Annotated in this window: 14 protein-coding genes; 5 read left to right on the top strand and 9 right to left on the bottom strand. The window is 63.4% G+C overall.

The genetic code is table 11. From position 1 onward, the window contains the following. A partial coding sequence (locus ACI2KA_RS24375) for a 4Fe-4S dicluster domain-containing protein (protein WP_404505029.1) occupies nucleotides 1-224 on the top strand: 224 nt, incomplete at its 5' end. Between the two features lie 135 nt (nucleotides 225-359). On the opposite strand, the gene ACI2KA_RS24370 is transcribed toward ACI2KA_RS24375, so the two are convergent. Genes ACI2KA_RS24370 through ACI2KA_RS24340 form a run of 7 tightly spaced genes read right to left on the bottom strand, consistent with a single transcriptional unit; the run spans nucleotide 360 to nucleotide 6,751 of the window. Then, nucleotides 360-1,193, bottom strand: a complete 834-nt coding sequence (locus tag ACI2KA_RS24370) for an amidohydrolase family protein (protein ID WP_404505028.1) — start codon at nucleotides 1,191-1,193, stop codon at nucleotides 360-362. A gap of 43 nt (nucleotides 1,194-1,236) precedes the next feature. Further along, nucleotides 1,237-2,232 carry an aldo/keto reductase gene (locus ACI2KA_RS24365; protein ID WP_404505027.1) on the bottom strand — a complete coding sequence of 332 codons (996 nt, stop codon included), beginning with the start codon at nucleotides 2,230-2,232 and terminating at the stop codon, nucleotides 1,237-1,239. Continuing rightward, a complete protein-coding gene (gene uxuA, locus ACI2KA_RS24360; protein WP_404505026.1) occupies nucleotides 2,229-3,428 on the bottom strand; it encodes a mannonate dehydratase in 1,200 nt (399 codons plus the stop codon). The genes ACI2KA_RS24365 and uxuA overlap by 4 nt, the downstream gene beginning before the upstream one ends. 10 nt (nucleotides 3,429-3,438) lie before the next feature. Beyond that, nucleotides 3,439-4,905: a mannitol dehydrogenase family protein gene (locus tag ACI2KA_RS24355; protein ID WP_404505025.1), complete on the bottom strand. Its 1,467-nt coding sequence runs from the start codon at nucleotides 4,903-4,905 to the stop codon at nucleotides 3,439-3,441. Between the two features lie 11 nt (nucleotides 4,906-4,916). Then, entirely contained in the window at nucleotides 4,917-5,243 is a 327-nt protein-coding gene (locus tag ACI2KA_RS24350; protein WP_404505024.1) for an L-rhamnose mutarotase, read from the bottom strand. A gap of 10 nt (nucleotides 5,244-5,253) precedes the next feature. Continuing rightward, nucleotides 5,254-5,982 carry an SDR family NAD(P)-dependent oxidoreductase gene (locus ACI2KA_RS24345; protein WP_404505023.1) on the bottom strand — a complete coding sequence of 243 codons (729 nt, stop codon included), beginning with the start codon at nucleotides 5,980-5,982 and terminating at the stop codon, nucleotides 5,254-5,256. Between the two features lie 19 nt (nucleotides 5,983-6,001). Beyond that, complete coding sequence (locus ACI2KA_RS24340) at nucleotides 6,002-6,751, bottom strand: GntR family transcriptional regulator (RefSeq protein WP_404505022.1); 750 nt, start codon at nucleotides 6,749-6,751, stop codon at nucleotides 6,002-6,004. Nucleotides 6,752-6,919: 168 nt separating this feature from the next. Here ACI2KA_RS24340 and ACI2KA_RS24335 point away from each other — a divergent pair, with 168 nt between their 5' ends. From ACI2KA_RS24335 to ACI2KA_RS24320, 4 genes are all read left to right on the top strand, one after another. Then, a complete protein-coding gene (locus tag ACI2KA_RS24335; RefSeq protein ID WP_404505021.1) occupies nucleotides 6,920-7,939 on the top strand; it encodes a sugar ABC transporter substrate-binding protein in 1,020 nt (339 codons plus the stop codon). A gap of 128 nt (nucleotides 7,940-8,067) precedes the next feature. Then, entirely contained in the window at nucleotides 8,068-9,111 is a 1,044-nt protein-coding gene (locus ACI2KA_RS24330) for an ABC transporter permease (RefSeq protein ID WP_404505020.1), read from the top strand. 10 nt (nucleotides 9,112-9,121) lie between these two features. Then, nucleotides 9,122-10,090 (top strand): ABC transporter permease, encoded by a 969-nt coding sequence (locus ACI2KA_RS24325; protein ID WP_404505019.1) that lies wholly within the window; start codon nucleotides 9,122-9,124, stop codon nucleotides 10,088-10,090. Nucleotide 10,091: 1 nt separating this feature from the next. Further along, on the top strand, nucleotides 10,092-11,630 hold the full coding sequence (locus ACI2KA_RS24320) for a sugar ABC transporter ATP-binding protein (protein WP_404505018.1): 1,539 nt from the start codon (nucleotides 10,092-10,094) through the stop codon (nucleotides 11,628-11,630). Between the two features lie 103 nt (nucleotides 11,631-11,733). Here ACI2KA_RS24320 and ACI2KA_RS24315 read toward each other — a convergent pair whose 3' ends face one another. After that, nucleotides 11,734-12,747, bottom strand: a complete 1,014-nt coding sequence (locus ACI2KA_RS24315) for a DUF2891 domain-containing protein (protein ID WP_404505017.1) — start codon at nucleotides 12,745-12,747, stop codon at nucleotides 11,734-11,736. Continuing rightward, nucleotides 12,744-13,661 (bottom strand): hypothetical protein, encoded by a 918-nt coding sequence (locus tag ACI2KA_RS24310; protein WP_404505016.1) that lies wholly within the window; start codon nucleotides 13,659-13,661, stop codon nucleotides 12,744-12,746. The genes ACI2KA_RS24315 and ACI2KA_RS24310 overlap by 4 nt, the downstream gene beginning before the upstream one ends. Between the last annotated feature and the right edge of the window lie 13 nt (nucleotides 13,662-13,674).

Below are 13,674 nucleotides of genomic sequence, written 5' to 3'. Positions count from 1 at the left end.
TGGAATTGCAGAAGCGCTCCGAGCACGATGTCTATGCCGGTCCTTCGACACGGTATTGTCCGGCAGGCGTCTACGAATGGGTGGAGAAGGATGGCAAGCAAGTCTATGTCATCAACGCCCAGAACTGCGTGCACTGCAAGACCTGCGACATCAAGGACCCCAACCAGAACATCAACTGGGTCCCGCCGCAGGGCGGCGAGGGGCCGGTTTATGCCAATATGTGAGGCCGGCGATCTCGAACCGATGCAAAGCAGGTCACCACGGGCGTTGCCACCGCCGTTACCCTTGCCGCCGCATGCAATGGATTCATGACCGGTTTCCGGCGCGGAATCGAGCTTCCGGCAGGCCGCCATTTGTCATCAGAGCCCGTAAAAGCGTTCCCCGTTCAAGGCCCATATATTCTGTTGATCGGCCCGCGTCAGGCAAGATATCGCCCTGCCGAGAGTTTCAATCCAGGCGGTGTAATCGGCGACAAGGTTGACGACCGGCCAATCGCTTCCGAACACCAGGCGGCGCGGCCCGAAAATATCGATGACGGCCTCGATATAGGGTTGTAAGCGTTCAGGACTCCAATCGGGACCGTCTTCGGTGACGATGCCGGAGAGTTTGCAATGGACGTGTTCAAGATCACGGAAATTTTCCATGTCGCGTCTCCACGGCTCCAGCCCGCCGCCGGCAATATCGGGCTTGGCCATGTGATCGATGATGACCGGAAGATCGGGATAACGCTCTACGAATGTGAGAATGTGGGGAATGTGCCGCGGCTTGATCAGGGCATCAAACCGCAGGCCGAGCGCCTGGATCGCCCGGATGGCGGGGTCGAGTTCCGGCTTGAGTATCCAGTCATCCTCCGGCAGGTTCTCGAGATAGGGACGGATGCCCTTGAGCTTGCTGTGACGCGCCCAGACCGGCAGGCGGTCGAGGGTGGCGGAATCCGTCAGATCGAGCCAGGCCACGACACCCTTGATGACGTCGTGGCCTTCGGCCAGTCCGAGAAGATAGCCGATTTCACGGTCGGACGCGGCGGCGGCCACGACGACCACGCCTTCAACCCCGTTTTGCGCCATCAGCGGCTGGGCGTCGCGTGGCCCGTAATCGCCGTAGAGAACTTTGCGTTCGGGGCTGAGCCAATGCGAATAGTCCGGCTCCATGGCCAGCGTCCAGAAATGCATGTGGCAATCGATGCGGCGCATAATCATCCTCCTCTGTCGTCCGCTCCCTGCGGTTGCGGCGTTTTCAGCACTCCCGGGCCATGGCCAGCGCATCAAAGCGCGGCCATGCATCCTGCGGCACCGGCATAGCGAAGATCGCCGCGTTACGCCGAAGACTTGCGGGCTTGGCGGTGCCGACCAGCACACTTGCCGTCAGCGGATCGCGCAACGGGAAATGCAGGGCGGCGGCGGCAAGCGTCGTTCCCGCAGCGGCCGCCACGTCCTCCATGGCCCGCACCCGGTCCATGATGGCGGGGGCGGCTTCGGTATAATCGAACGTCGCACCGGGCTGTGCGCCGGTTGCGAGAATGCCGGAATTGAAGACACCGCCGATGACCAGCCTCGTGCCGGCCTGCCGGCAGCGATCGAGAAGTTGCGCTTCGGCCGAACGGTCAAGCAGGGTGTAGCGGCCGGCAAGCAGGATCGCATCGAGCGGAAAACGGCCGATGAGGTTGAGGCAGGCCGGCACCTCGTTGACGCCAAGCCCGACCGCCCTCACCGCGCCGGAGGATTTCAGTTCGGTCAGCGCCTTCGCGCCACCTTCGAGAAACGCGCGGAAATGGCGTGCGTAACCCGCCTCTCCCAGCGTCGTGACCTCGAGATCGTGAATGTAGAGGATATCGATCGTGTTCAGCCCAAGTCGCGCCAGGCTGTCCTCGTAAGAGCGCATGATGCCGTCATAGCTGTAATCATGCACCTGCGCGAAGGGCAGCGGCCGCACGAAACCATGGTCGGGAACGGCGCTCTCCGCCACCGGTTTGAGCAGCCGGCCAACCTTGCTCGACAGCACGAAGGAGCCCCGGGGCCTGTCGCGCAGGAAATCGCCAAGCCGCCTTTCGGAGAGGCCATGACCGTAATGGGGCGCGGTATCGAAATAACGGATACCGGCGTCCCAGGCCGCGTCCAGCGTCGCCATCGCATCCTCACGCGAGACTTCACGATAGAGATTGCCGATGCCGGCGGCGCCGAAGGACAGCGTGCTGAGGCGAAGGCCAGTGGACCCGAGTTCGCGGCTTTTCATGCCCCTGCCCCCTCGCGGTCAAGCTGGCGGCCGATGGCGCGGGCGACGCCGCGAAGCTCGCCGAGCCCTTTCATCCGGCCGATATAGGAGTAGCCGGGATTGGTCTTCTTGCCGATGTCATCACCAAGCAGATGACCGTGATCCGGACGGAAGGGAATGGCGGGGCGGCGATCTCCCACGGCGGCCCGGCGGCGCTCTTCGCGCAGCAGCGCCTCGATCACCGCCACCATGTCGGCGCCGCCATCCAGATGATCGTCCTCGAAGAACGACCCGTCCGCCTCCACGGTGACATTGCGCAAATGCGCGAAATTGATGCGCGGCGCAAATTCCGCCGCCATCGCCGCGACATCGTTGTCGGCGCGCGAACCATAGGAACCGGCGCAGAGCGTGATGCCGTTATGCGGACTGTCCACGGCGGCGAGAATATTGCGGACGTCCCGGGGCGTCGAGACGACGCGCGGCAATCCGAACAGCGAAAAGGGCGGATCGTCGGGATGGATGCCGAGCAGCACGCCATATTCCTCCGCGACGGGCACTACCTCTTTCAGGAAGGCGATCAGATTGCCCTGCATGGCGGCGGCGTCGAGACCCTTGAAACTGTCCAGCAGCGCGGTGATGGACGCCCGCGTCTGCACCAGCGCCCCGCCGGGAAGGCCGGCGATGATGTTGCGTTCGAGCAGTCGCTTTTCCTCCTCGTCCATCGCCCCTGCGCGCAATTCGGCGCGGGCGACGATGGCGGGATCGTAATCGTCCGCCGCCTGCGGACGCCGCAGGATGAAAACATCATAGGCGACGAAATCCGTCATCTCGAAACGCAGGGCCAGTCCGGTGCCCCTATGGGTGCGCCATCGCAGATCGGTGCGCGTCCAGTCGACCACCGGCATGAAATTGTAGCAGACGACAGGAATGCCGGCCCGTCCGAGATTGGCAAGCGTATCCTTCCACCGGGCGATCGCCTTCGGCGCGTCGCCGTCGCCGCGCTTGACGCATTGTTCCATCGGAATGGATTCGCACACCGACCACGTCAGCCCGGCGGCCTCGACCATCGCCCTGCGCCGCGCTATGTCTTCCGCCGGCCATGCGGTCCCGTCCGGAATGTCATGCAGCGCGGTCACCACACCCGCAGCCCCCGTCTGGCGGACGTGTTCGAGGGTGATCGGGTCGGCTTCGCCATACCAGCGCCATGTCTCCTGCATCTGTCTCTCCTCACCCTGCCATCTCGATGGCGGTCAATACACCTTTGGTCCTGATCGTGTGGTAAGCAGCGGTCAGGGCCGCCGCGAAACCCGGTTCTGCCCGGCAAGGAGCGCTGAACACCCGGTCAAAACCAAGGAACCGTTCGATTACCGCCTCGGATGGCAGGAACTCCTGATCAGGCGCCGTCCAGCCGTTGAACGCCGGGTCCTGGATGATGATCGGCTCTCCGGCTTCGTTGCGGGCGGCGCAGGAACGGATCCATAAAGCAAGCGCCATCATGACCGCGCCATGGGCTCGGTTGTCACGGCGAAGCTCCAGCAGCGGCGCCAGAATGCGCTGCGGTACCTTCTGCGACGCATCGGAAGCGATCTGCACGGCACGGTGCCGCAGGGCCGGATTGGCAAAGCGTGTGCGCAGACCCGCAACATAGTCGGCGCCACTGACAAGCGGCGACAGGGTCGATGCCACCTCGCGCCAGTAGCGGTCGACGAAAGCCCGCACCCGGACCTCGGCATAAATGTCGGTGACAGTTGCAAGCCCGGCGATCTGGCCGATGGCGGCGATGGCGGTATGGGCGCCATTCAGCATCCTGAGCTTCATATGCTCATAAGGTTCGACATCGTCGACGAACTCGACGCCCGACGCCTCCAACCCCGGACGCCCATGCGGAAAGCGGTCTTCGATCACCCAGCGGAAATAGGGTTCGGCAACGACCGGCCAGGCATCCGCGACGCCGAGGCCATGGGCGACCGCCAGCCGGTCGGCGCCAGTGGTGGCGGGCACGATCCGGTCGACCATCGCGCACGGGCACGAAACGGCACTAGCGATATAATCGGCAAGATCGGGATCGCTTATATGGGCGAATTCCGTCAATAACAGGCGCAGCACCGTGCCGTTTGCGGGAAGATTGTCGCAGGAAAGCAGCGTCAGCGGCACGGCTCCCTCCGCCCGGCGGCGACGGATCGCCGCCAGCAGGAAACCATGAATGGAACGCGGGGCGTCAGGATTTTCGAGATCGTGAACAAGGTCGGGATGGTCGCGCATGAGCCGGCGCTCCGACAGATTGGCGAGATACCCCTTTTCCGTCACCGTCAGCGTCACGATCCGCACCCGCGGATCGCACAGCCGCTCGATCAGTCGCGCGGGACTTTCCGGTGCGACCAGCGTTTCGAGGATCGAGCCGACAACGCGCAGCCTCTCGTCGCGTCCGTCACGCTCGCAATAGGTATAAAGATTGTCCTGCGGCGCCAGTGCGTCACGGGTGTCGGCATTGCGCAGCGACGCGGCGACAATGCCCCATCCAGCCTCGCCGCGATTGAGGCAATCATCGACAAACACCGCCTGATGGGCACGATGGAAGGCGCCGACACCCAGATGCACAATGCCGGGCGTCACGCCGGCGCGGTCATAGGCGGGCGCCGCGATGCCGGCCGGCAGGGCGGCAAGGGTCGTTTGGCAAAGACGGGTATTAGACAAGGCGCAACCTTTCAATCGAGGTGGAAGACCGGTTCCATGAAGGCCCACCATTCGCCGCTCCCGCGGCTCCCGAGCGGCTTCTGACAGGTTTCGGTCAGCCGATACCAGCGCTGTGAGGCAGGATCGGCATCGATGCGGCGGGCGGCTTCGGCATAGTCGTCGCCCACATAATCGAAGGTGCCGAACAGCAGGTTCTCCGGCTCCTTCAGGAAAATCGAAAAGTTGCGGATGTCGTTTGCCGACAGCACGGCCAGCACCTCCGGCCAGACGGCCGCATGAAGCCGCCTGTATTCCCCGACCATATGATCATGCAGCCCGATCACCATTCCGTAGCGCATAGGGGGGTCCTCAGCCGAATTGCAGCCCGCCATTCATGTCGAGCACCACGCCGGTCATGAAGCCGGACAGCGGCGAGGCAAGGAAGCGCACGGCATGGGCCACCTCCTCCGGCTCGCACAACCGGCCTACCGGAATGGCGGCAAGTTGCCGGTTTCTGTCCTCCTCGGAAAGCTGCTCCATGATCATCGGCGACACGACGAAGGCGGGCGCGATGGCATTGGCTGTCACGCCTGAAGGCGCCAGCTCGCGGGCCGTGGAAAAGGTCAGCCCCACCAGGGCGGCCTTGGACACGGAATAGGCGGTGCCGGCCGTGAGCCCGCCCGACTTCGCGGCGAAGGAACCGATATTGATGATCCGTCCCCACCGGTTCGCCTGCATGGCGGGCGCGATGGTGCGGGTCAGAAGAAAGGCGGCGTCCAGATTGACGGCCATCAGCCGTCGCCATTCCTCCAGCGTCGTCGCCGCCAGCTTATGCGGCGACAGAATACCGGCATTGTTGACCAGAATATCGATGCGCCCGTGGCGCGCCAGCACATCCTGCACCGCCGCGACGGCGGCTTCGGGCTCCGCAAGATCGGCGGCGACCGGCTCGCATTCCGCGCCGAGGCGCGCAAGGACCGCCGCATCGCGATCAAAGGCCAGAACCGTTGCCCCGGCGGCGGCCAGGGCCGCGACGATCGCGCCGCCGATACCGCCGGCCGCACCCGTGACCAGGGCCACCCTGTTTCTCAACTCCATCAATCCCCTCCCAATAGGCTCAGGCCGTCAGGTTCTTGCGCTGCTCTTCCGGCATCCGCTCGACAGCCACAAAAATCATGTCGAGATGGGTGACCAAAGCCTGTTCCGCCCCACCCGCGTCGCCGCGGTCCAGCGCATCAACCACGGCCAGATGTTCACGAATGACATCCGGCAGACGCTCGGCCGTCTGCCAGGATCGCTGAAATCGCGTCAGCGGAACCTTGGCGGCAAGGACCGCCTGCCAGACGCCCTCGCGACCGGCAAAGGTGCCAAGCAAGTGGTGAAACGCCTCATCCGCCCGGAAAAAGCCGTCACCGTCGCCTGCCTTGATGAAATCTTCCTGCTCGGCCACCACCGCCCGCATGGCGCGGCTCATATCGGGCGTCCACAGCGTTGCAACCTCGCGCAGCAGAGCCAGCTCCAGCGAACGGCGGATGAAGTGGCTGTCCTGAAGTCCGGCAAGGCGGATCGGCGCGACGAAGCTGCCGACCTGGGGATAAACGTCCACCAGCCCCTCCTCGGACAGCCTCTGGATGGCGGCACGAACCGGCGTGCGCGATACCGAGAACTGGCGGCAGATGGAATTCTCGCTGATCTGACTGCCCGGCATCAACCGCACATCGACAATGGCCTGCCTCAATGCCGCATGGACCTGGTCGGTGGCGGAGCGGTGGCGATCGAGCACCAGTTCCAGACCTTCAAGTCCGGTCGCACCGAGTGTGTTGCCGAGACCGCCGGACCATGGTGCAGCAGCGGAAGGAAATTTCATGTTCACGCCCTCGAATTGAAATGGAAGATTCCATTTGCAGCTTGGATACAAGTATTATAGTGTCCAAGCCACGATGGCAAGTGGGCAGCAAAAATTCCAACCCGGCCATCGCGCCGCGCGGCAAAGCGCACACCTTGGAGGAGGTTTATGAGAATGAGGAGAACAGTCATGATACGCGGCCTCAGCGGCCTTTTGCTTTCCGGCCTGGTCGGTGCCGCCGGCCTCGCCCATGCCGAGGACGATACGTCGATCGCGCTGGTGCCGGGAGGGCCGCACCCCTATTTTGCCGCCTGGGAACAGGCGGGCGCCGATGCCGCCAGGGATTTCAAGCTCAAGGCGGCGGATTACAAGGTGCCGCAGAAATGGGAGCTTTCGCTGCAGAACCAGCTGCTGGAAAGCGCGCTCGCGCAGGGCTACAACGGTTTTGTCATCTTCCCCGGCGATCCCGTCGGTTCGGTCTCCACGGTGGACGAACTGTCATCGAACGATGCGCCTGTCGTCGCCGCCGGCGGCTGCTTCAAGGACCCGTCCGCCGCAGCCTTCTGCCTTGGCACGGACACCGGCAATTCCGCCTATCTCGGCACCAAGGAACTGATCCGCGTGATGGGTTCCGGCAAGAAGCGCATCCTGCACCTCACCGGCTTCCTGGTCGACCCCAACACCCAGCTTCGCATCGATGCCGTCAACAAGGCCGCGTCGGAATCCGGCAATGAGGTCGTGCAGGTCATTGCCGATATCGACGCGCCGGAGCCGGCGGAAGAAAAGATCAATGCCTATCTCGCCGCCCATGCGGGCGAGGTTGACGGCATCATCGCTTCCGCCTGGGTGCCCTCGGTGGTTGCCGCCAATTCCCTGCGCCGGATCGGCGACAAGCGTATCCGCATGGTTGCCATCGACCATGACGAGGTCGTTCTGAAGGCGATCAAGGACGGTTTCCTGGACGGCACCATGATCCAGAACCCCTATGGCCAGGGCTATGTCGGTTCCTTCGCGGTGGACAGGCTGCGCGCGGGCTGCAAGGTGAAGGCGGATGCGCCATTCAAATCCAACGCGCTGACGGCGAAGTTCATCGATTCAGGCACCGCCTTCATCGATGCCAGCAAGGTCGATACCTACGTCGACACGATGCGCGAAGGCACGAAAGCGCTGCTCGCCAGTTTCGAGGCGACCTATCTCGATTGCAAATAAGCATCGGCTCCGGAGGGAGGAGGTCTCGCCGCCGCGTCCCTCCGGCAGGCACCCGCGCGATATTGCGCAACGGACTGCCTGTTTTGGCAGCAAGCCGGGCGCATCGCGAAAGTTTCAAGGAACGTTCCATGTCGTCGCATGATATTCCAGCCGCCGCGGAAGATTTTTCAAAGCGCCGGCCATCCCTGCGGGCGGGCAGGCCCCTCGGCCGCATCTTCACCTCCAACGAATTCGGCCTGATCCTGCTGATCGCCGTCTTCGCCGTGATCTTCGGCCTGACGGCCAAGGGCTTTCTCAGCCCTTTCAACCTTTTCACCCTCGGCCGCAGCGCTGCCGTCAACATCATGATCGGCCTGTCGATGATGACGGTGATCGTCACCGGCGGATTGAGCCTTGCCGTCGGCGCCATCGGGGTCTGCGCGGCTATGCTTTGCGGCTATGCAATCGAGGTGCTGCAACTGCACTGGGCCGCTGCGCTCATCGGCGCCATCGCGCTCGGCGCCGGCCTCGGTTTCGTCAACGGCTTTGCCGTGGTGCGCACCGGCCTTCACAGCTTCATCATCACGCTTGCGACCATGAGCATCTTTTTCGGCACCATGATCTTCCTCACCCGCGCCGAGGCCTATCGCAACCTGCCGCCGCTGTTCGGCAGCTTCGGCAAGATGAAGATTCTCGGCTATGTCTCACCGCTGCTCCTCGTCACGTTTGTCGTCGCGCTGGTTCTCGTCTGGCTTTACCGCCGCAGCGTGCTGGGACGCGAGATGCTGGCGGCCGGGGCGCGGCCAGAAGCGGCGGAGCTTTCCGGCATCCGCGTCGGGCGGGTCACCGTTTTGTGCCACATGCTGTCCGGCGCCCTGGCGGCGATCGCGGCGCTGATGCTTGTGGCACGCAACGGCGCAGCCATTCCTTCCATGGCAGGACAACTGGGGCAGGACTGGCTGCTGCCGGCTTTTCTCGGTCCGGTGCTTGGCGGGGCGCTGCTGAACGGCGGCAAGGCGCCGGTGCTCGGCACCTGCCTCGGCGCGGCGCTGGTCACGCTGCTGACAAGCGGCCTGCTGCTGCTCCAGCTCGGCGAATTCTGGGTGCAATCCTTCCTCGGCCTGTTGCTGCTGGTCGCCGTCTTCATGGACAAGGCGCGCCGCAGCTATCTCGCCTATCGCAATCTTGTGTGAGGAGACCGTCGTGAAAAGCTCATTCCTTTTCCGTCTCACCAAAGCCGACTGGTTCGGGCCGCTTCTGGCCGTGCTGATCACAATCGTGGTCATCCGCAGCTTCAGCCCGAACTTTCTTTCGGCCTTCAACATTCAGATCCTGCTGCTGGCCATCGCCATCAACGTGCTGATCGCCTTTTCACAGATGATCATCATCGCCATCGGCCAGATGAATCTGTCGGTGGGCGCCATCGGCGGGCTTTCCGCCGTCGCCTTTGCCGGCATGGTCGAGGTATGGGGCGTACCTGCGCCCTATGCCGCGATCGCCGCTCTCCTGGCCGGCATGGCCTGCGGCGTAGCGAACGGCGTGCTGATTTCCGTCACCGGTATTTCGGCTTTCGTCATCACCCTTGCCACCCTGTCGATCTACAAGGGCATCAATCTCGGCATCACCCGCGCGCAACCCTTCTACGGCATTCCCGACAGCGTCAGGGAACTGGGTACGGCGACCGTGATCGGCCCGGTGCCGATGCTGCTGCTTCCGACGCTGATCGCCGCCGGCCTATTGTGGTTCCTGCTTGCCCGCCTGCCCGCCGGCCGCTTCATCCTTGCCGTGGGCGGCAACGAGCACGCGGCCTCCCTTTCGGGCATATCCGTGCGCCGCACCGTGATTCTGGCGCACGCCATCTCCGGCGTGCTGGCGGCCAGCGCCGGCATGTTGCTGGTGGCACGGCTGCAAATCGGCCAGCCGTCCATTGGCGACGACTGGCTGATCCTGTCTTTCGCAGCGCCCGTCATTGGCGGGGCGGTTCTCGCCGGCGGCCATGTCAGCGTCGCCGCGACCTTTCTCGGCGTCGTCATCGTGGCGCTGATAACACAGGCGCTGGTGCTTTTTTCGATAGACCCTTTCCTGGTGCAGGTCGTGCTTGGATCGCTGATCCTCGCCGCCGTCGGCGTCAACCGGCTGCGTCAGGTACGGCTCACGGGCGGGAGGACATAAGATGGGTATTTCCCCGATTTTCGAGGCACGCCGCATCGAAAAGATATTTCCCGGCGTGCGGGCGCTCGACGGCGTATCGCTGTCGCTGCTGCCGGGCTCCATTCACGCGCTTCTGGGAGAAAACGGCGCCGGCAAATCGACCCTCATCAAGGTGATCACCGGCGTGCATCGCCCGACCGCGGGACAACTCCTCGTCAACGGCGAGGAAATCCATCTTTCCAGCACCCATGACGCCATCGCCAGGGGCATCGGCGTCGTACACCAGGAGCGCAATCTCATTCCGCGGTTTTCGGTGGCGGAGAACATCCATCTGGAACGCCTCGGCAGCCATGCGCTTCGACCGATCAACTATGCCGACCTCAATCGCAAGGCACGCCGCTGGCTGGAGGAACTGCAATTCGATGTGGACCCGGCAAGGTCCGTTTCGGACCTCTCCGTCGCCCAGATGCAACTTGTCGAAATCGCCAAGGCCCTGTCCCTGCAAAGCCGCGTGCTGCTGCTGGACGAACCGACCGCATCCCTGACATCAGGCGAAACGGATACGCTCTTCACCGTCCTCAGGCGCCTGCGCGACAATGGCGTCAGCCTCGTCTTCGTCAGCCACAAGCTGGAGGAGGTGCAGGAAATCTGCGACCGGGTGACGGTGCTCCGCGATGGCGTCAACGCCTGCGAAAGCCGGTCCATGCAAGGGTTGGGCCGGCAGGATCTGGTGCGGTTGATGATCGGCCGCGGCGAGAGCAGCGGAAGCTGGCGCAAACGCGACGTGGCGCAAAATCCGGTAGCGCTGGAACTGCGCGGCGTCACCACCGCCATCGGGCATCGCAGCATCGATCTTTCCGTGCGCAAGGGCGAAATCCTCGGCCTCTATGGCCTTGTCGGCGCCGGGCGCACCGAACTGGCCAAGGCCGTGATGGGCCGCATCGCACTCACCGGCGGAGACGTGCTGGTCGACGGCCGGCCGGCCCGCATCACCTCTGCCGCCGATGCGATCCATCGTTACGGCCTCGGTTATGTCAGCGAGGACCGCAAGAGAGAAGGCCTGGTTCTGCCGCATTCCGTCCTCGCCAATGCAGGCATCGTCATCTGGCGCAAGCTGGCCGGCTTTTTCGGCGACCTGTCCGATGCCAGGGTGCAGCACAGCGTGCTCCCCTATCTGGAACGGCTCGAGGTCAAGACGCCGAGCCTTGCGCAGACCGTCGGCAATCTTTCCGGCGGCAATCAGCAGAAAATCAGCGTCGCCAAGTGGCTCGCCGCCGGGGTAAACATCCTGATCGTCGACGAGCCCTCCGTCGGCATCGACATCAAGACCAAGGCCTACCTGCACGATCTGCTGCGCGATCTGGCCAATCAGGGTACGGCCGTGATCGTCATCACCAGCGACATGCCGGAAATGGTCGCACTCGCCGACAGGATCGTGGTGATGAACGACTATCGCATTCAGGGCGAAGTTGAAAACACCGGGGCCTATGACATGATGAGCTACGCGATCATGAGCCTCATCCATCGCGAAACGGAGGATCGGGTCGAGGAGCCCGCTTGAACGCTCGTCTCGTGCAGAATGCCTTGCCGCCAGCCAAGACGCTGATTGCCGACAGGGGTTATGGCAGCAAGACTTTCCGGGGAGCCGTCGCCGCGGGGCATTGTCAATTCTCCCGGTCGAGCGCAAGGACAGCGAAGCTAGCAAGCCAATGCTCGCCCATATAGTCTCCTGCGATGTGGGGAAGGCCTGCCGCAAGGTGGTTTTCAGCCGCCGCAATCAGAAGGGAACGGCGATCGTCATTCTCCGGCAAGGCGTTCCCGAGTGAGCGCCAGCACCATGCGCGGCTGAGATTGAGCCCATCAAGATGTGCAATCTTCCCATCCGTGCGATCGGTAACGGTCGCGGGCCTGAACAGTGTAGCCGGTTCCCTATGAACCAGCCGCGGCAGGAACCGGTCGAACCAGGGCAGGAAGACGTCAGGCGGTAACAAGCGACGCATGCATTCGGCTTCAATCAGCGCCGAGGATTGGAAATCATCGCCGCTCGGCTCGCCCCAGGCGGGGCAGTCCGTGTCTTCCCCGTACCAGCGCAATGCAGTTTCGTGCAGCAATGCCGCGAAAGCATCATCCTGCGTAACGTGCGCATAGTCGGCCGCCATGCGCAGGCCGAACGCAGTGTTGAAATGCGTTCCGACGCGTACCGGATAGGTCAATAGCGGCAGGAAATTGCGAAAGCGCTGCGTAATGACCCCGGCCAGCGGCGCAAGGTTGCGCGACCAGCGATCCTCAGCGTGGAGCACGAGTTCAGTCGCCAGTTTCAGAAGCCAAGCCCAACCATAGGGCCGTTTGAAACCCCGCGCGGTCGGACGGGCGAAATACGCACATTCAACCGCGACCTTGTCAGGCACGAACTGTGCGTCGAACAGCGCGCGGATGTCAGCTGCAGCGTGGCCATCGGGAAAGCGGCGCAGCAATCGTGCCAGCATCCAGTAGCTGTGGACGCAGGAGTGCCAGTCGTAGCTCCCGTAGAAGATCGGATGCAGTGCGTTTGGGGTTAGAGCATCCTGTGGCCCGGCAAGGGCATGATCGACATTATTGGGATACTCACGCTGCACGTGGCCGAGAGCGATCTTAGCCAAACGGGAAGCAAATTCGGCATCGAAATGGGTCGTGGTCATTGAGACACCTTGTTTTTCTCTAGGCCGATCAGCGTTTCGACCAAGCGTGGCAGGATATAGATTGGCAACTGTGTCGCCGCGAAATACAGGGCCATGCGCGGCGAGGCGGCTGCGCCTATCACCGACCAGACCAGACCAACATTGCGGTTACCAAGGATAAGCCCGACAGTCAGGCGCCGGGCCAGGTTTCCCGATAGCAGCATGGCGCCGGCTGCTTGCAGGGCGATATTGCAGGCGAACGCGAGCACGAGGCAGAGCGTGGCAGCCTCGATATCTGCGGCGAGCTGCGCGCGGACACCAGACATGGTTGCAAGCGCGAACACCAAAAGTGCTGCAACGATGATTCCGTCGACCATATGCCCGTGACTTGCCAGCATCGACGCGGCATGCCGACGGCACAGCAAGGCAATGCCCTCCGCGCTGCCGATCAACAACGCCAGCCGGAGCGCGAGATCGAAAGGGCTGAGCTCGAGTCCTCCAAACCAGCCTGCAAGTAATGGCACGGAGATGGGCGCAAGCGCCATGGACAGGACCGTGACGACGAGCGGCACGGCGCCATCGAAGCCGAGCATCCGCGCCACCGCAGTCGTGCCGCTGGACGGCGGGGCGGAGACGGCCAGTACCATTGCGAGTATCAGGTCCGGGCTGAGTCCGATAGCATGACCGGCGGCGCCGACCATCAGCGGGCACACGACCATGACAACAGCGGGCAGGAAGATGGACAGGGACGGCCGGCGGAACGCGGCAGCGACAGCCCGATTGTCGACCCGCAAGAGGGTTCCGAGAACGATAAGGAAAATCGTGGCCGGCATCAACGGATGAGCGAGGTCCGCGAGCGCAGGAAAAATAAGGCCAAGGAACACACCCAAAGCCAGCAATGTCGGCCCGCGCGGGATGAGGATGGAGAGTTGCATGCATCTGGCCCGA

It is taken from the genome of Agrobacterium sp. NPDC089420 (assembly GCF_044900305.1).
Lineage (GTDB): Bacteria > Pseudomonadota > Alphaproteobacteria > Rhizobiales > Rhizobiaceae > Agrobacterium.
The sequence above is the reverse complement of the archived record's forward strand: the minus strand, read 5'-3'. Positions and strand labels throughout refer to the sequence as shown.

Bases quoted from the DNA above. Each gene is read 5' to 3' on its own strand.
- ACI2KA_RS24370 (WP_404505028.1), bottom strand. From the start codon at position 1,193: ATGCGCCGCATCGATTGCCACATGCATTTCTGGACGCTGGCCATGGAG.
- ACI2KA_RS24365 (WP_404505027.1), bottom strand. From the start codon at position 2,232: ATGAAAAGCCGCGAACTCGGGTCCACTGGCCTTCGCCTCAGCACGCTG.
- uxuA (WP_404505026.1), bottom strand. From the start codon at position 3,428: ATGCAGGAGACATGGCGCTGGTATGGCGAAGCCGACCCGATCACCCTC.
- ACI2KA_RS24350 (WP_404505024.1), bottom strand. From the start codon at position 5,243: ATGCGCTACGGAATGGTGATCGGGCTGCATGATCATATGGTCGGGGAA.
- ACI2KA_RS24345 (WP_404505023.1), bottom strand. From the start codon at position 5,982: ATGGAGTTGAGAAACAGGGTGGCCCTGGTCACGGGTGCGGCCGGCGGT.
- ACI2KA_RS24340 (WP_404505022.1), bottom strand. From the start codon at position 6,751: ATGAAATTTCCTTCCGCTGCTGCACCATGGTCCGGCGGTCTCGGCAAC.
- ACI2KA_RS24335 (WP_404505021.1), top strand. From the start codon at position 6,920: ATGATACGCGGCCTCAGCGGCCTTTTGCTTTCCGGCCTGGTCGGTGCC.
- ACI2KA_RS24330 (WP_404505020.1), top strand. From the start codon at position 8,068: ATGTCGTCGCATGATATTCCAGCCGCCGCGGAAGATTTTTCAAAGCGC.
- ACI2KA_RS24320 (WP_404505018.1), top strand. From the start codon at position 10,092: ATGGGTATTTCCCCGATTTTCGAGGCACGCCGCATCGAAAAGATATTT.
- ACI2KA_RS24315 (WP_404505017.1), bottom strand. From the start codon at position 12,747: ATGACCACGACCCATTTCGATGCCGAATTTGCTTCCCGTTTGGCTAAG.
- ACI2KA_RS24310 (WP_404505016.1), bottom strand. From the start codon at position 13,661: ATGCAACTCTCCATCCTCATCCCGCGCGGGCCGACATTGCTGGCTTTG.